Source organism: Paraflavitalea devenefica (assembly GCF_011759375.1).
Taxonomy (GTDB): Bacteria; Bacteroidota; Bacteroidia; order Chitinophagales; family Chitinophagaceae; genus Paraflavitalea; species Paraflavitalea devenefica.
On sequence record NZ_JAARML010000004.1, the window covers coordinates 641,589 to 658,966 of the forward strand.

Annotated in this window: 12 protein-coding genes; 8 read left to right on the top strand and 4 right to left on the bottom strand. The window is 46.5% G+C overall.

Features of this window, described 5'->3' with window-relative positions:
• Window positions 1-169 precede the first annotated feature (169 nt).
• Genes HB364_RS24095 through HB364_RS24105 form a run of 3 tightly spaced genes read left to right on the top strand, consistent with a single transcriptional unit; the run spans window position 170 to window position 6,045 of the window.
• Entirely contained in the window at window positions 170-1,990 is a 1,821-nt protein-coding gene (locus tag HB364_RS24095; RefSeq protein ID WP_167290888.1) for a histidine kinase dimerization/phosphoacceptor domain -containing protein, read from the top strand.
• A gap of 1 nt (window position 1,991) precedes the next feature.
• On the top strand, window positions 1,992-2,594 hold the full coding sequence (locus tag HB364_RS24100) for a response regulator transcription factor (RefSeq protein WP_208420068.1): 603 nt from the start codon (window positions 1,992-1,994) through the stop codon (window positions 2,592-2,594).
• Window positions 2,595-2,643: 49 nt separating this feature from the next.
• On the top strand, window positions 2,644-6,045 hold the full coding sequence (locus tag HB364_RS24105; protein WP_167290889.1) for a DEAD/DEAH box helicase: 3,402 nt from the start codon (window positions 2,644-2,646) through the stop codon (window positions 6,043-6,045).
• Window positions 6,046-6,144: 99 nt separating this feature from the next.
• On the opposite strand, the gene HB364_RS24110 is transcribed toward HB364_RS24105, so the two are convergent.
• Together HB364_RS24110 and HB364_RS24115 are read right to left on the bottom strand one after the other, a co-directional pair.
• Window positions 6,145-6,948, bottom strand: a complete 804-nt coding sequence (locus HB364_RS24110; RefSeq protein ID WP_167290890.1) for an SPFH domain-containing protein — start codon at window positions 6,946-6,948, stop codon at window positions 6,145-6,147.
• A gap of 2 nt (window positions 6,949-6,950) precedes the next feature.
• On the bottom strand, window positions 6,951-7,133 hold the full coding sequence (locus tag HB364_RS24115) for a hypothetical protein (RefSeq protein ID WP_167290891.1): 183 nt from the start codon (window positions 7,131-7,133) through the stop codon (window positions 6,951-6,953).
• Between the two features lie 148 nt (window positions 7,134-7,281).
• Here HB364_RS24115 and HB364_RS24120 point away from each other — a divergent pair, with 148 nt between their 5' ends.
• Together HB364_RS24120 and HB364_RS24125 are read left to right on the top strand one after the other, a co-directional pair.
• Window positions 7,282-7,587 (top strand): type II toxin-antitoxin system HigB family toxin, encoded by a 306-nt coding sequence (locus tag HB364_RS24120; RefSeq protein WP_167290892.1) that lies wholly within the window; start codon window positions 7,282-7,284, stop codon window positions 7,585-7,587.
• Window positions 7,588-7,591: 4 nt separating this feature from the next.
• A complete protein-coding gene (locus HB364_RS24125) occupies window positions 7,592-7,957 on the top strand; it encodes a helix-turn-helix domain-containing protein (RefSeq protein ID WP_167290893.1) in 366 nt (121 codons plus the stop codon).
• 38 nt (window positions 7,958-7,995) lie between these two features.
• Here the strand turns inward: HB364_RS24125 and HB364_RS24130 are convergent, their stop codons facing one another.
• Window positions 7,996-9,525, bottom strand: a complete 1,530-nt coding sequence (locus HB364_RS24130) for a TolB family protein (RefSeq protein ID WP_167290894.1) — start codon at window positions 9,523-9,525, stop codon at window positions 7,996-7,998.
• Between the two features lie 357 nt (window positions 9,526-9,882).
• Here HB364_RS24130 and HB364_RS24135 point away from each other — a divergent pair, with 357 nt between their 5' ends.
• Window positions 9,883-10,653 carry a hypothetical protein gene (locus HB364_RS24135; protein WP_167290895.1) on the top strand — a complete coding sequence of 257 codons (771 nt, stop codon included), beginning with the start codon at window positions 9,883-9,885 and terminating at the stop codon, window positions 10,651-10,653.
• Here HB364_RS24135 and HB364_RS24140 read toward each other — a convergent pair.
• A complete protein-coding gene (locus tag HB364_RS24140; protein ID WP_167290896.1) occupies window positions 10,647-14,492 on the bottom strand; it encodes a caspase family protein in 3,846 nt (1,281 codons plus the stop codon). The two genes, HB364_RS24135 and HB364_RS24140, sit on opposite strands and share 7 nt — an antisense overlap.
• Window positions 14,493-14,777: 285 nt before the next feature.
• Between HB364_RS24140 and HB364_RS24145 the strand changes: the two genes are divergently transcribed.
• Both HB364_RS24145 and HB364_RS24150 read left to right on the top strand, forming a co-directional pair.
• Window positions 14,778-15,611 carry a carboxylesterase family protein gene (locus tag HB364_RS24145; protein WP_167290897.1) on the top strand — a complete coding sequence of 278 codons (834 nt, stop codon included), beginning with the start codon at window positions 14,778-14,780 and terminating at the stop codon, window positions 15,609-15,611.
• Between the two features lie 695 nt (window positions 15,612-16,306).
• Window positions 16,307-17,317 carry a hypothetical protein gene (locus HB364_RS24150; RefSeq protein WP_167290898.1) on the top strand — a complete coding sequence of 337 codons (1,011 nt, stop codon included), beginning with the start codon at window positions 16,307-16,309 and terminating at the stop codon, window positions 17,315-17,317.
• Window positions 17,318-17,378: the final 61 nt, after the last annotated feature.

Below are 17,378 nucleotides of genomic sequence, written 5' to 3' on the forward strand. Positions count from 1 at the left end.
ATGGGATTCCGTATATTGTATTTTTGCGTATATGTTGATCCCCCCCCTCGCCCGACAACATGTAGTATGGTTACTGCTCTGTTGTCTGCCAGCTATTATATGCCAGGCAGACACGTTAACATTATATTCCCCTGCACAGATCACCCAAAAGATTAAACTCACTCCCTATTTGTCGGTTTGGGAAGACCCCACACAGACTTCCGATACAGCTATTGCGCACAACAACAGTAGCCGGTTTGTTCCGGTGGACCTGCTGCAGCGACAATCGCCGGTAAGTTTTTACTGGCTGCGTATGCCGGTGCGTAATGACATGGGATCGGTGGCCGATATGATGCTTTCCTTCAGCAGCCTTACTTTCGTGGATGTATATCTTTACCAGGGGCGGCAGTGCATACTGCATAAGCAGGCCGGCGCCTTCCGTGCGCGGAGCCACCTGGCCCCGAATGACGGCCGCCAGTATAGTTTATTGCCTTTGCAACCCGGGCAAACGTATGAGCTGTTACTAAAGGTGCACCATACCAAGCACTACCGGCCGGTATTCAATTTTACCCTGCGGCAAAAAGATGCCTTTATGCATCAGTTGCATCGCCTGGAACTGATTGACGCCTTTTCGCACGGCGCTGTATTCCTGTTCCTGGTGTATGCCATTTTATCCTGGCTGGTAAGCCGTTTCAGACCCTATTTATGGCTGCTGTGCTATATGACGGGCATAGGATTGTATGGCCTTGCCACAGGAGGCTACCTGATAGAATGGTTTTTCCCGGAAAATCCCTTCATTGGCTGGTTGTTCAACGTGAGCTTTGTGCACCTGGGCAGCTTTGGTATTTATATGCTGCTGATGGATTTCTGGAAGATGAAGCAATGCAACCCGGTGCTCTATAAAGTGGGGAAGATACTGATCGTGGAACTGGTGGTGCTCACCATTACCGGTCTGTGCATTGATTACTTCACCGGCAATTTTAACCTGGCCAATAATATTAACCTGTGCTCCTTTGCACTTCCCTTCAGCTTTATTATTGCCTCCCTGTGGATATGCTGGCGCCGGCTTACCCGTGCACAGCGGTATATGGCGTATGGCCTGTTGCTGTTCTTTGTAGCAGGCGCGTATATTGTACTTAGCTCAGCCATCCTGCGGGAAAGATCGTTAATAACAGCGCCTTATATTTCTAACTTCACTACCCTGGCCGTCTTTTTATTGTTTGCCACCGGGTTGAAAGAAGAGCTGCGGCAACATGAAATAGACAAACATGCAGCCCTGGCAGCACTTAACCGCCTGCAACAACATCAGAATGCCATACTGGAACAGAAGGTAGAAACCCGCACCTCAGAGTTGAGTATCTCCAACCGCAACCTGATGGAACAAAAGCTGCTGCTGGCCAATAAGCATACCAAGATCGAAACGCTGATCAATGAACTGAACCACCGGGTAAAGAACAACCTGCAATTGTTGTACAGCCTCAGCAGCCTCCAGGTGCCTGTAGTAAGCGATGAGGCATCGCGCGAGATATTAAGGGGCAATATGGGCAAGATAAAGGCCATGATGCTGGTGAATGAAAAACTGTTCCGGTTCGAAGAGCAATCCACGGTACACGTGAGTGAATTTACCAGGGAGCTCACTGATCACCTGCAGCGCATATACGACAGCAAGAAAAGGATCCATATTGTACAGGATGTCAGCGGCTCCATACAGTTGCAGGGAAAGCAGGCCTTGTCATTCGGCCTGATCCTGACCGAACTGCTGACCAATTCTTTCAAGTATGCATTTACCGATCACCACACCCCTGCCATTAATATAGCCGTAGCGTCCGCAGACGATCATAGCATACAGTTCCTGTATGCAGATAATGGTAAAGGGATGGCCCATGACGAAGCTGACAAAAAGGCCACGATGGGGGTTTCGCTGATCCATGACCTTACCCGGCAAATGAATGGAAAGATAACCGTTAAAAATGGCCAGGGATTAACTTATCAATTACTAATTCCAGTTTAATATGGTGCGCGTATTAATTATAGAAGACGAGATTATTATAGCCCGGTTCATTGAACAGCAATTGCTGTCGGGCTTTCAATGCACTACCCGCATTGCCGTATCAATAGAAGAAGCAAAAGCTGCTATGGCGGAAATGCGACCGCACCTGCTGCTGTGTGATATTAACCTGAACGATGAACGGTCGGGTATTGAGCTGATCACCGGACTGCGGCAACATTACCTGTTTGAAGTTATCTTTATTACCTCCTACCAGAACCGCAGCGTTATAGCACAGGCCGCCATCACGCATCCGGCCAATTATATTATTAAACCGGTAGATGAAGCCCAGCTTTTTGCCGGCATACAACTGGTAATGCAGCGGATCAATCCTACTATTACCAGCGGGGATAAAGTGGTACGCCATTCCGACCTGTTCAATGATACCGAGCGGAGCATCCTGCAACTGATACGCGACAAGAAGACCACCAAGGAGATTGCCAGCACCCTGTACCTGAGCCCCTACACGATTAAAAACCACCGCCATACTATTTGCCGGAAGTTACAACTGGATGAAGGCAATAATGCATTATTGAAATGGGTAATGCAAAACAGCAATTATATCTGATAGCGCAAAACTTTTTGCCCCTGTGTAAATAGCCGATATTTGCCAGCTAATGAGCCAGGCACCCGATCATCCCGCCACTATTTCCGGCCACCAGGGCTTTCCTTTTAAAAGATTTCCGGCAGAAAATCTTACGGAGATCCTTATTGCCCAACAGAGCCCGGGAAACGCTTATGTGGATGCCCGGGAATATCAGCAGATCGCGCCGCATAGCCTGGAAGTTAATCATGGCATTTTTACTGCTACCTATAGTACGCCGCCCTTTCCGCCTGTTACGGTGCTGGTACAGGAAGAACAACTGCTGATATCCTGTACGTGCAATGAAGACCCTCAAAAATTATGCACCCATGAGGCGCAGGTACTAACAGCAATTGTACGAAGGGAAGAGCTGGGCATTTTTTTCAATGCCCGCCTGCGGCAGGAGAAGCTCAAAAAGTTTGCTGCTGATTACGGACTATCGGCAGCCACCAACCTGGACCAGTATTTTACGATCACCCTGGAGCATAAAAAGGTAGTCATTACTTCCAGGCTCCCTACCTTGCTGGCTGTGAACCCCGATACGCTACAGGCAATGAACCAGGTGCTGTATCCCCTGCCGGAAGTGGCCCCCAAAGAAACGCCGGCCGCTGAAGGCAAAGCGGTCTGTGTAGTACTGCGGCAACATAAATACCACAAACACCTGCTGATTGAATTGTACAGCGGAGCGGTCACTAAAGAAGGAAAGATCAAGAACCCGCTGACGGCTGTTCCTCCCCTTGACCTTGCCTGGACATCTGACGACCCTGATCATTTAAAGTTTTATACCGGTATCCATAAGTTCCAAGGTCATCCCACTGCCAAAAGATCGCCCTCCGACCTCACGGCCTTGAAGGCGATTGTTAAGAATCCTGCCGGGTACCGTTTTTATTATCACAACCCGGAAGTATCGGACAATGTAACGGCCACTTCGATCGTGCCTGTAAAAGCGGCGGTGCTGCCTGGTAGTATCACGCTCACTGTACAACAGGAAGGCGATTTTTATACAGTAGGTGGCAGCCTTACCCTGCAAGGTGTGGAATATGCCCTGGGCGACCTGAGCCCGCGGTTTACTTATTTCCTGCAGGCAGGTGATACGTTGTACCTGGTAGATCAGTTCCAGGCATTGGGCGTGATCGAACTGCTGAAGAAAAAGAACCAGCTATTGGTACATACCAACAAGTATGCAGATTTTAAATCGCAGGTGCTGGATAAGCTGGAAGACAGCATTTCTATTAACCATCCCTATATCCCTGTTGCCACGTCGGCACAACTGGAAGAACAGGGCTTTCATGCGGCGGAGCAGCGGATCATTTACCTGTCTGATTTTGGCAATTATATCATGATCATACCGGTAGTAAGGTACAGCGATGTAGAGATCCCCATCCGCACCAAGAAACAGATCTATGCCACCGATGAGCGGGGAAAGCAATTTCTGGTAAGACGGGATGAACCCCTGGAAGCAGCCTTTACTTCGCAATTACTAAAACAGCATCCCCACTTTGATGAACAACTGGAAAATGACCTGCACTACTGGTACCTGCACCGCGACCGGTTCTTATCAGAAGACTGGTTCCTGAACGCTTTTGAAGAATGGGATCAACAAGGCATTACGGTATTGGGATTTAATGAACTGGAAGGCAATAAGCTCAATCCCTATAAGGTAAAGGTTGACATTAAGGTGCTGAGCGGCATTAACTGGTTCAATGCCGATGTACAGGTAAAGTTTGGCAAGAAGAAAGCCTCTTTAAAAGAAGTGTATAAATCCATCCGGAACCAGCACAAGTATGTACAATTGGATGACGGCACCAAAGGCATTTTGCCGGCGGAGTGGATAGAGAAGTTTAAGGACTATTTCAATAATGCGGAGATCATTGATGAATCTACCCTGCGGATCAGTAAGATCAATTTTTCGGCTATTGATCAGTTGTATGATCAGTCCATGCTGGATGTGGAAGTAGCAGCAGAGGTAAGCGCCTACCGGGAGAAGCTGCGGGACGTGCATGCTATCCAACCCATTGAAGCGCCCGGCGACCTGCAGGCTATCCTGCGCCCTTACCAGCAGGAAGGCCTGAACTGGCTTAATTTCCTGGATGAGCTGAACTTCGGCGGTGTACTGGCCGATGACATGGGATTGGGTAAATCCATGCAGGTGCTTGCCTTTATCCTTTCCCAGCGGACTAAGGTACAGCGGAACTGTAACCTGCTGGTGGTGCCTTCCACCCTTATTTTTAACTGGCAGCAGGAAGTGGCACGCTTTGCGCCTTCTATCAAATTGCTGACGGTGCATGGGGCTGCCCGGATGAAAAGCACAGAAGCGTTTGAACGCTATGAGATCATTCTCACCTCCTACGGCACCCTATTGTCGGATATCCCTTTCCTGAAAGACTATGTATTCAATTATGTCTTCCTCGATGAATCGCACAATATCAAGAATCCAGAGACACAACGGTACAGGGCTGTACGGTTGTTGCAATCGCGCAATAAGATAGCCATTACGGGTACACCGGTAGAGAACAATACCTTCGACCTGTTCAGCCAGTTGTCCTTTGCCTGTCCCGGGCTGCTGGGCAGCAAGCAATATTTCAGAGATGTATATTCTGTACCGGTAGATACGTTCAAGAGCAGTAAGCGGGCGGCTGAACTGCACCAAAAGGTAAAGCCCTTTATACTGAGGAGAACGAAGTCGGCAGTAGCGCCTGAACTGCCCGACAAAACAGAGATGGTGGTGTATTGTGAAATGCCCGAAGAGCAACGGAAGATCTATGATGCTTATGAGAAAGAGTTCAGGGAGTATATTTCCGCCACTACCGATGAAGAACTGAAGAAAAGCCCGATGAATGTATTAAAGGGGCTTACCAAGTTAAGGCAGATCTGTGATTCCCCTGCCCTGCTGGGCGAAGATGACCTGCATGGTGATGCTTCTGCCAAGATCGATACGCTGCTGGAACAGATCGAAACCAAGGCCCCGCAGCACAAGATATTGGTATTCTCCCAGTTTGTGTCTATGCTCAACCTGATCAAAGAAGCACTAACCAATCGGGGTATCGGCTTCGAGCTACTTACCGGTAGTACCCGGGACAGGGGCACTGTCGTGAACTCCTTCCAGCAGGATCCCGACAAGCGCGTATTCCTCATCAGCCTGAAGGCCGGCGGTACGGGATTGAATCTTACAGCAGCCGACTATGTATACCTGGTAGACCCGTGGTGGAACCCTGCTGTAGAGAACCAGGCCATTGACCGTATTCACCGCATCGGGCAGGATAAAACGGTGATCGCGGTAAGGCTTATCTGTCCCGGCACGGTGGAAGAAAAGATGATGACGATGCAGGCCAATAAGAAGACACTGGCCGATGAGCTGATCAAAACGGGCACTTCTTTGCTGCCTTCCTTATCCAAAGACGATCTATTGCAGTTGTTAACGTATCAGCCGTCATAATCATTCACCATACATTAAAAAGCCCGGTAGAGAATTACCGGGCTAAAAGGCGTGAAAGGTTAAGGTTAATGGTCCAAAGGGACTCCTTCGGAGCTACGGTTAGGGGTTACCTAAGATAACAGGGGTTTTACCGTCTGTTATAATCACTTTGTTGCTGGTATTGCGTATGGCTTCAATCCATTGCTCCTGCAATACGCGGGGTTCCAGGCCGGAGGCCTTTACTTTGTTGGCTTCGGCTTCAATTTTTGCTTTCTCCAGTTGCATGCGGGATACTTCCAGTTCATTCCTCACCTGTTCGGCCTGCTGGATGGCGTTGTTACGCTTTTCAATAGCTTCTACCATGGAAGCAGGCGGTTTCAGGCCGGAAGTAAGGGTAAGCAGGTTAAAGTATTTCCCGCCAAACTCATCCCGCAATCTTTTCTCTACGGCCTTCTCAAAGGAGTTGAGGTTATTCATGAGGCTGTCGGTACTGTAGTTACGGCCTTCTTCGCGGTAAGCGTTTACGACCATCTGGTTGAGTACGTTGGCTTCGATGTTGTCCATCATGATGCCGGGGTCTTCCACGCCGAGGTGTTTGTAGTGGAAAATAATGTCTACTCCCTTCCCTCTGATAGCGGAATAGGTGTACGTGGGGTCAACACTGAAAGAGCCCGCATCCTTCGCCGTTATAGCTACTTCTGAAGGGTCGGCTTTTTGTTCCCACATCGGCACCTGGAAGAGTTCTGTACCGGGTCCGAGGATACCTTGTGCACCGGTTACTGCTTTAAAGTTTTCCCGGCCATTACGTCCGTAGCCTTCCATTTTAACGCCTTCAAAGTTGGGTAATACCCGGTTACAGGTACAGGCGGTAATACTGATCAGGGAGAAAAAGAGTACAATGTGTAGAAGTCTGCTAAGTCTCATGTTTATGGGTTGTTTTTTGTTTTAAAGATCCTCCTATAGGGAAAAGCTGCCAGCAGGATGGCATGTACGATCATGCTTAACCAGCTCAGCTTGGGTGTATCTGACTGATAGAGAGATATATGGCTGAGGATGATAAAGAAGTTCACCACCCCAAAGAGTAATATGAATAGAATTGTCTTTTGCATAATCATTGGTAGGGGGCAGGGGGAATTTATTACAGGGTTGGGAAAAAAATCAACAATTAATCTATTTATTAAAATTTTATTTCAATAAATGAAATTTTATTACCTTTGTTGTAATTCCATTATTCTTGATTAACCAAAGCTGCGCTAAATGGTCGTTATAAGTTACCGGACGATCCGGGAATTCAGTGACAGGCATAATGATTCAGCAGACGCCTTAAATAACTGGTACAGAATTATTGAGAAAGCTGATTTCGGGAATTTTAATGAATTAAGATCAATTTTCAATTCCTGTGACGCTGTTGGCAATGACAGGTATGTTTTCAACATAAAAGGGAATAATTACAGATTGATAGCCTTAATTCAGTTTAATGTAAGGACGGTATACATATTATTCGTAGGCACACATGCAGAATATGACAAGATAAGTGCCCCAACCATAAAGTTCAAAAAATAGAGACATGAAAACGATCAAAACAGAAGCCCAATATAAAAAGACAATGTCAGAAATACTCACCTTAATGAATAAAGGTGAAGGTAATCTGTCCAAAGCCGAAACAACTAAGCTGCGGGAAATGGCTATAGCCGCACAAGCTTATGAAAAAAGCATATATACCATTCCCCCTCCTCAAACAATTGAGGGTATGATAGAGCTAAAGATGTATGAGAAGAAGCTAAAACAAAAAGAGCTTGCCAAATTAATGGGACTTAGTGAACCTAAGCTTTCACAAATACTTACCGGCAAGAGGCAACCAGATGTTCCCTTCCTGAAGGCTGCGCATATAAAACTCGGCATTGATGCGTCGTTTTTGCTTACGCATGTGTAATTGTGCAGCAGCTTGCTGCACAAATTGAGGATGATCATTTATTTAAACTCCCCACTATTACTCACAAAAGCGATCCGCTTGCTGTCGGGGCTCCAGGAGGGGGTGTTGATGGTGCCCTGGCCGCCATAGAGGTAGGCGATGACTTTGGGCGTGCCGCCACTTGCCGGCATTAAACGCAGAAGCACTCTTTTGTAGAATGGATGATCGCCGGGATCAACCGTAAGCGGAAAAGAAAGGATGACGATCCACTTCCCATCGGGCGATATATGCGGGAACCAGTTGTTGTATTCATCAGTGGTCACCTGCTCCTGCGCACTGCCATCAGGTTTCATACGCCATATTTGCATGGAACCCGAATGATTGGCATTGTAATAGATGTATTTTCCATCAGGAGCATATTCAGGCCCATCGGCCAAACCAGTCGTATGCGTGGTAAGTGGCACCTCCGGTCCTCCGTTGATGTTTTTCTTATAGATGTTATACGCCGGACTTTTAGTAACCCGCAAAGCTGTGTATACGACTTCTTTACCATCCACACTCCAGCCATGCAAATAAGAAGGCGTACTGTCGGTAACGATCTTCGGTTCACCACCTGATAACGGCAAGTAGTATACGGTAGAACCTCCGGCTGGCATACCACTCCGGTGATGACTGATGCCCAGCATTTTCCCATCAAAGGAGATGACATGGTCATTGTTGTTGCGGTTGGCAAAACCGGTAGACAGTTGTTGCGGCACTCCACCTTCCACCGGAATGGTATATAACAATCCACCTTTGTTGAATAATAACTTCTTTCCATCGGGCATCCAGTTGGGCGCTTCCAACCGGCCCGCATCTTCCTGTATGATGATGCGTTTTCCGTCAAAGACGTTCATGGTTTCCAGCCGACTGGCCAATATTCCATCCCGGTACCCATTGAAGGTATCGGGCACTGTTTTCTCTATCCGTACATTCCACGCCATTCCTTCTTCCGACACATTGGGATCATGACTACAAATGAATAAGCCCGCCAGTGCTTGATCGGGCATGTCAATGCTATCTGTACGACCTACTTCCTGCAAGGGCTCACCGGGATCGGCCACCCGCATGATGAAGGTTTTGCCGATGCGTTCCAGTTGTATGATCTCCGCATTCTTTTTCTTCGCCAATAGTTGATCCCGGGGATCGCGCATGGGGGCTCCCTTTGAACGCCGCCACTGCAGTACCGTCAATCCATCGCCATGTACCACCGCACTCATGTGGGCCGCCTCCTCGTGCTCACCAGCACGGACCATCCAGCCTATTTTCCGGTGCGCGTCTTTCCCCGTGCCCAGGAGCTTTACATTGGCGGTGAGTATGAAATCGCCGTTGACCTTGCGCCAGGCATAATGAAACTCATCCCGGCTGAACCAGATATTGTATCCCCCACCCTTCAGTTGGTAGGATTGGGTATTGACATTATAGCTGGTGGCTCCTTTGATGGCAGGGTTCCCGATGTCTGCACGGTGTTGAAAGATACCAATGGGATTGGGCTGGGCCATGAGCAGGCTGCTGCTCAGCAGGATGGCGAAGATCATAGGCAGTTTCATAGTATTAAATATACCAAACCCTTTCTGATGTTGGTAAGGCGTGTTAGGCATTGGGGGACTAATAAATAAAATAGCGACCTGGACAAAAGTGCCAACTGCTGCACTTTATTGTATTTATAAATACTTGACAATTATCAATTAACATAGGCCCGGGAGCAGGCCAAAATTACGGACAAGGTTCATTAATTATCCGTAATTTAAGTGATGAAATTTGGAGATCTTTGGGGCATACTCATCCAGGCTGTTTCTTTTATTCAATTACTCCCGGTGTTAAGGGATACCAATCCCTATATACAAATCGTTCTGCTGGGGGCGGGGGCTATTCTATCCATCTACTTAAATTACAAAGTCATTACTATGAAAACAAAGCGAGTCGGGGCACTGGTTTCTGAAACCGGTGAAACGATGGAATTTTTAGTTTATGCCCACTCGTTCCGCGCCAGGCTCAGGGCGTGGGTGATTATCGCATTGTCTATACTACTTTCTTCTTTTTCGATATTTCGTATCCTGCACGACGATCCACCCAGGGCATCTGCAGTGGTTATTAATCATAACAGGCATTTTGACTATGGCTGCTTTTTACTGAAGAATCCTGTGTGGTCAGGAGCAGGCGCAGGCGCACAATTGAAGTCAGGCGCTCAAATTCCACTGGCCCATATCCGTAATCCGTCTAACCTGGTCAGCATGACACGTTTTAATGGCACAGATTGCGCCCTTGAATTTCAGCTTGAACCAAAACAAGATTATGACAATATCAGGATCAAAGATATTTATGTAGAGGTAGCGTCCTATGAACCCAAACCCGGCTACGAACCTATTATAGCTGCGCCATTCGGAGAGAAAAATGTTTTGTACGTTGAGATAGATAAGCCCTATCCCAACAAAAAGAAGTTCTCTGTTTCAAAGATCATCAAAACAGACAGCACCAGCAGCGATCCAAGGAATGCAGATTTCATTATCACCCGGGCCAGGCCGGAAGTGTTGGTTGTTCGTATCAATGCCAGAAAGCCGGGCATATACCGGTTTGACTGCTATTGTGAAGTGTACTGCGACAATAATGAAATCCAGAAAGTCCGGTTAAATGAAAAGCAGGCCCAATGGTTGTTTGATGGGCCTACGCTTCAATGAGCTGAAATAAGTACGAAGTCATTATCTATATTGTTATGCCTGAAAGCCGGCTTTGGTTTCAGATTCCCTTTTTCATACTGCACTTCATTTTGTATATAGTTCAACAGCTCTGAAATCCTTATCTGCCCGTCATGATCAATATCTGCATTATTATTGGAAATGGCCTTTAACAGGGTAGCTATCAGGGGCGTATTTTTCTCGCTTAATGGCCCTTCCTGGATCGCAAGATTGGCCGATGTGGCAGAAATGACGATGGTACCTGTATTATCACTCAGATCTTCAAAGGTGGCCTCCATCTCTTCAAATAATAAGGGGGTTTTGTTGCCCAGGTCCCTATCAATTTTTCCGCTTGCGCAGGTATTGATCACCATTAGTTTATTCCTCGTAGGAAGGCTGTCTACCAGCCATTCGATAAGATCAGATGTAATGGTAGTTGCCGACAGTTGCGTGCCGGGAGCCCATGTTTTTACAGTAGCAAAGTAATATTTTCCATCTTCGCTCACCGACGCCCCATGTCCCTGTAACAAGACCACCAGGTTATCTTCTGGTTGCAGTGTATGCAGCAACTCATTTTTGAGCTGAACAATGTTTTCGCGGGTGACGTTTTTGTCAAAAAAGTTCCTGACAATAATAGCCGAGTATTTTTGCGCATTGTTTTTTTCTTTCAACTTATTCTGCAGGGCTATGGCATCAATAACCGACTTACGCATGGCCGGCAATTGGCCTTCGTATTGATTAATGGATAAGGCTACAAAGAACAGCTTACCTTTTTTGGCAATCTTTTGTTGTTGCCGGCAATGAATGACGACGGTTTCCCTGAACCCTTCCCGTCCTGCTTCATTTATACAAAAAAGATCGATCTTATTTTTGCCATTATCCAATGGCACATATATTTCCATCAGGGTATCACGGGTATGTACCGGCAAGCCACGGACCCCATGTAATGGCGATCCGTTTACTTTTATTTGCAGGTTGGTGATCGCATGATCATACCCCGACAATTTCAACTTCAGTAAGATGCGATTTCCGGAAGTAAACTGGTTTTTTAGCAGGTAATCGTAATTCACAATATCTACCTGCGGAGGAAACATGTAAAGCAGTTCCGGTTTTGCCCACATAGGCTGCCTTTCATAGTTCAGCACCCTTTTTTTAACCAGTTCTGCATACCTGTTGACCAGTTCCATTCTCTTTAAAGAATCGGCCCGGCCGGTATGAAAGAAATGGGTAAAGTAATAGGTTATGAAATCGGGTCTGTTTAAGATAAAATCAAACTGGCTCACCGGATATGTCTTTCCTATAAGAGCAAAAGATATTTTTTTGTAAGCGGCTTTGCCACAGGTATAGAAATTCCGGGGAGACGGAATGTAGTAGTCGCTTTCCTTCGTTCCAAAATACATTTTAAGATAGGTACTCCTGCTCTCTATACCGTACATCTCCATGCTACCGTTCTGAAGGCCGGCCAGGAGATATTTGTTGTCCCGTGTAAATTTCAGGGAAGTTATTTTTGACAAGGTATATATTTCGGGCGGGGCCGGATAAACCAACCCTCCTTCGGGATTGTGCAGGTCATGAATCTCAATGTTGTTTGACTCATAAGCAATGGCCACATACCGGTTATCATCACTGATCTCAAACTCATTGATCAGAATAGTTTTGTCTATACTATTCAGGTCATCTCCTGTTATACCCGATAAGGTGGTATGTATTTTCATGGAATCCAACTGCCATACCATTAATTCTGATTGATTTGCGGGATTCACCGTTAACAATAACCTGGAATCCCGGCTGAATTTTATTGGCAAAGGCTCTTTGTGGTATATGCCTTCAAAATATGTCAAAGCAGGAAGCTCGGTCCATCCTGTAGTAGCCTTTTTCCACAATTTGATCTCTCCGGGAATGAATTCTTTGACCAGACTCTGCAGTTTCGCTATGAACTTGAGTTCCGAACCGGCAGTGAGGGAATCGCCATTCCCCAGCTTAGCAAACAGGTCTGATAAGAGCCCGGCCAATTTATCATAGTCTGTCTGCCCGTTGATATATGCTGCCAGGTACTGTCCATCGGGTGAAATATCGAAATTATGCACATAATAGTCGGTTGTGCTATTGCGCACAGTGCTTGTTTTATGATATTTAACCGTAGCCGCATCCTGTCCGCCATTGCCCATCAGCCCCTGTGTCACAAAACCCATCGGATCTTTGACCTCTCCACCTGGCGTATAGTTAATAGTACGGAGTTGCCTAGTGGCCTTATTCAGCATTTTTAGCCCGCTATGCGTTTTCCGGTCAAAGAGGTTATCGCTAAGAGAAGTAAAATACAAGTTGGCAACCTGTGGATCCTGTGCAATAAGTTTTACTTTGCCCGCCGGTATTTTCATGGCCTGCACTTCATTATTGCGGTTCACAGTTACCAGATTGTTCAGGGTATCCTGAAAGTAAACAGCCGCAGACAGGGGATTTTGTTTGATTTTACCGGCGGCTGCCAATTGAACGAATTTGTCCTGCTTCAATGTTCTGATGTTAAATACCCTGTAAGAAGCCGGAGATCCCGTAAAAAGGGAGTCGCCTTTAACGTCGAGATAGCTGATCGCATTCCTGTCTGTTACTGTATATATGGCATTGGATTGCCAGGTAGCCGTATTGAGGTTGCTTACAAACTGACCAGATTGAATGTAAACTCCCTTTTCATTGGCCATCATGTTATCAGGAGAAACTTTTCCTTCCGGCGTGATGGTTTTGATATTTCCTATGGTATCTATCGCGTAGATAAGCGAGGAGCTATCTTTATTACCGGTATCAACTGGTAATACTTTGTTCTTCCGGAGACTTTGGAACAGGAAATTGAGCGCCGGTTCATTCTCTATTGTTTTCGCTGTTTTAAAGTATACATATAAATATTTCCTGTCATTGTCATAGTAATATCCGGGAATACGCTCACTTATACTGAAGGAAAATACAGCCCTAGATGTGCCATTGCTCAGATTTGATATATGAATAGTCGTTGCTTCAATACCCACATCAGTAGTATACCCGATCACCTGCCCATCATTGCCCATGAAAATAATGTCGACAGATGACGCCAGTGGCTTTTGCCGGATCAGCTTACGGTTGACCACATCCCATATTTCCAGGTAATACTGCTTCCCGTTATTTTTTACGACGAGTGCACAGTAGTTAAAGTCGTTGCTATAGCAAAGCTTATTGATCTCTCCCCCTTTAATCCACTTCAATACCCAGGGAGCAGGAGCTTTACTATAATATTTTATGGGCGGTTCATTTACAACCTGCAACCGGCTGCTTGTAAAGTTGGAATCTATTTCCTGCATTGCTTTATCCGACAATGAAAACCTGATCACCTCGAAAGGAGTAAAATATTCATAGGTATAATTGGACCTGAATATTGCCCCCGCGCTGTGCTTACCAGTATATAAAAACCTATTTTCCTGTCTATACCTGTTGAAGGTATCCCGGTACCAGTTCATGCCCCTACGCATGTCCTCAACACTTTTAACCACAGGCATTGTCATATAACGGCTCAATCTATCGGTAAGAATAGGCGCGCCGGAGTACAGATCCCTTAACTGAATATAGTTATTGCTTCCGCCAATAGCAATGAGCGAATCATTCGGACTGAATTCAATATCGGTTACAGGGCTTTTGTATCCCAGCGTAAAAGGGAAAAGGATCTTTTGTGACAGGACATCCATTACATATACTCCTCTTCTTTCTCCGGACACACAGATGTATTTCCCATTTTTGGATACGCCGAAAGCACCAATTTCCCCGTAGGCTGTTTCTTCGTAATTCACCATGAGGCTATCCAGTATAGTTTCCTGGGCCATGGTTTGCCAGGAAAAAGACAGGCATAGGCATAGGTGTAAAATTGTCCTGAAACAGGTTGCTAATTTCATTGTGTTGTTATTGGAAGATGATGAAAAGGCAGGTTTACAAGAGTACTGAGGCCTTTTGATAGGGGATGGAGAAAGTGAAGATGTAAGATATTAACGCAGGACAAGTTTACCAATACCCTATAAATGGTATTTAATGAGCATTTTTTTCCTCATCCGGCCGGGCATAATTTTCGTATCTAAGGGTAGTACCTGTCTGCAAACCAACTACCTCATAATATGAGTACTTACCGCTTCCTCACCACCAGGCTGCTAATCCTGTCATTACTGGCGGCATCCTGCAATAAAGAAAAATCTGACAACACCCCACCACCTGTTGAAACCCAGCCTGCCACGTTAACGCCTGTTACACAAAATATAGGCACTAATATAGGTGGCTATTATGAAGCATTGCCCACACTGTATGGACAGAACCGGTCCCGGTATCCCCTGCTAATTTTCCTGCCTGGCGCAGCCCAATATGGGAATGGCGGCAGTACCGACCTGGGCAAGGTGCTGACAGATGGCACTCCCCTGCTGTTGAAACAACAGCAATTCCCGCCCAACTTTGGGGTGAAGGGACAAAACTTTTCTTTCATTGTGCTGGTGCCGCAGTTTAAACAAGAGCCGGTATATCCTGATTTACGGGCCTTTGTAGATTATGCTTTCAGCAAGTACCGGGTAAATGCCGCCCGTTTTTATCTTACCGGCTTTAGCCTGGGTGCCCGGCAAACGGCTGAGTTTGCTACCTTGTATCCCAGGGAACTGGCCGCCATTGTCACTATGTCCGGAGCTTATTCCTATAACCTGCCCACCTCGGTAAAAAGTATTGCCGATAATAAGGTACCTGTATGGAGCTTTCACAATGAAGAGGACCTGATCATCCCCTCACAGGAAACCAAATCATTTATAACGGCCATCAATGGTTACTCACCAGCCATACCAGCCAGGCAAACCATTTTCCCTACTTCTGATGCTGTCCAAAAGCATGATTGCTGGACGAAGGTTTCCAACCCGGCTTATAAAGAAAATGATGTGAATATTTATGAGTGGATGCTGGGGTATACCCGGTAAAATCAGTATCTTTAAAGTATCCTATTTACGCTCATGAAGCTGCATTACTATAAACGCTTTTTATATAGCAAACCCGGCCAAGATGCCGGGTTTGTCCTTTCTACAACCAGCCGCCCGGCTACTTGTCAGCTACTGTTATGCTACTATTCAGCTACTATTAAGCTGCTGTTTACCTGCCCTTACCCTGGGTTTACGGGCCGTTTAACCCGGAGTTACTATGGACTTACCGGCTTCTCCCCCGCGCTTTCCCTCCCTTTAGGGTAGCTTATTCCTCGTGGTATGCTACTGTTTCCCTGCAAATACTGTAGCGGTATCCTATCCGTATTGTCTAAACATCCTCTTGCGGCAAGTATTGACTGGTGCAGGAGGCAGGCGAATGCAGTGTTGATGCAGGCTTTAGATCAGGGTGAGCCGCCCCTGGAGGGCGGCCCACCCTTCGACAAGTTCAGGGTGACAACCCAATTTAAAAAAATGAAGCAAGGAGGCATTTTATCCTGATCAATCGCTTGCATTAATGTATTTCATTAGCATACATCTACCATTTTATATGCTTCATTAAACAATATCAAACATCCTTCCCTATCAAAGTAAACAGGCGTTCACCCTGATATGGACGTCCTTTCAATGTTTTCGAAATCAATGAATACGTGGTGCTATGGAGGTTAGATATTGTAAATTTGGTTAAATCATTTTTTATGGCACAGCAAGTTGGTCCCCTGTTCTACACAGGGTCAATGGGTGGTACTACCGGTTATAAAAGGAACGGTAAGTATTTCGTCAAAACAAAGAACATGATCACCCGCGATACGGTGCTCCATAGTCCGCGTTTTGTCCGCACCCGGGAGAATGCAAAGGAATGGCGACGGGCCGTGCGGGCCGGCATGCTGGTACGTCATAGCCTCCGGCATTTGATCAAGAACCTGCAACTGGCCGATACCCCTATCTCGGGCAGACTGAGTGCCTGGATGAACCGGATCGTGAAGTCGGACCCCGTGAGTGACCGTGGGGCAAGGAGGATCACCAACGGACAACTGGAACTGCTGGAAGATTTTGCTTTCCGGAAAGGCGCTACCTTCAGCAGTGTATGCGCTGCCGGTCCGGTGAGTTCTATTGATACTGCTACTGGCCGGATGAAGATAGAACTGCGTTCTTTTGATCCGAGACAACGCATACAGCTACCTGAAGAAGTCAGAGCCACCCATTTCAAGATCGTGCTGAATGGCGCCGCCATTGATTTTGAGCGGGAACAGTTTCAATGTGGCTATCAGGAAACCGATTATCTTTCAATGGAAGAAGTTACCGCTCCCATCTGCCTGGAACAACTGCTGGCGCCTACGCCAGGACAAGCGCTGCTGGTGGCTATTGGTGTGGTATTTTATGTGCAGGGTGAAGGCGGGCGGTATGAAAGGGTGAGTGGTGGCGGGATGAGGGTGTTACAGGTGTCTGAACCAGGATTTGGGGAGATTGAAAGGATAAGGAGGAAAGAGGTAACTGCGGATACAGAGGCAATCGCTGGTGTGGAGGTGGAGGGTTACTCTGTGGAGGGACTTGCTGATGAAATTGTAGAATCAGAAGCGAAAGGAGTTATGGGTTGCTTCGGGAAAAAATACGATGATCAGGCAATACAATATTCCAACTTATTGCCGGAAGTGAATTTCGGTGAAGAAGAGCAGGAACCTGCCATGGAATTAATAAATACAAGTTAGGCATAACGTGCCAACTGAATCAGTATTACAGCAAATAATGACAATTCTTAATTCGCAAATT

Excerpts from the sequence above, each read along its gene's own strand:
- HB364_RS24100 (WP_208420068.1), top strand. The coding sequence starts at position 1,992 with ATGGTGCGCGTATTAATTATAGAAGACGAGATTATTATAGCCCGGTTC.
- HB364_RS24140 (WP_167290896.1), bottom strand. The coding sequence starts at position 14,492 with ATGGCCCAGGAAACTATACTGGATAGCCTCATGGTGAATTACGAAGAA.
- HB364_RS24130 (WP_167290894.1), bottom strand. The coding sequence starts at position 9,525 with ATGAAACTGCCTATGATCTTCGCCATCCTGCTGAGCAGCAGCCTGCTC.
- HB364_RS24135 (WP_167290895.1), top strand. The coding sequence starts at position 9,883 with ATGAAAACAAAGCGAGTCGGGGCACTGGTTTCTGAAACCGGTGAAACG.
- HB364_RS24110 (WP_167290890.1), bottom strand. The coding sequence starts at position 6,948 with ATGAGACTTAGCAGACTTCTACACATTGTACTCTTTTTCTCCCTGATC.
- HB364_RS24115 (WP_167290891.1), bottom strand. The coding sequence starts at position 7,133 with ATGCAAAAGACAATTCTATTCATATTACTCTTTGGGGTGGTGAACTTC.
- HB364_RS24145 (WP_167290897.1), top strand. The coding sequence starts at position 14,778 with ATGAGTACTTACCGCTTCCTCACCACCAGGCTGCTAATCCTGTCATTA.
- HB364_RS24150 (WP_167290898.1), top strand. The coding sequence starts at position 16,307 with ATGGCACAGCAAGTTGGTCCCCTGTTCTACACAGGGTCAATGGGTGGT.
- HB364_RS24120 (WP_167290892.1), top strand. The coding sequence starts at position 7,282 with ATGGTCGTTATAAGTTACCGGACGATCCGGGAATTCAGTGACAGGCAT.
- HB364_RS24105 (WP_167290889.1), top strand. The coding sequence starts at position 2,644 with ATGAGCCAGGCACCCGATCATCCCGCCACTATTTCCGGCCACCAGGGC.
- HB364_RS24125 (WP_167290893.1), top strand. The coding sequence starts at position 7,592 with ATGAAAACGATCAAAACAGAAGCCCAATATAAAAAGACAATGTCAGAA.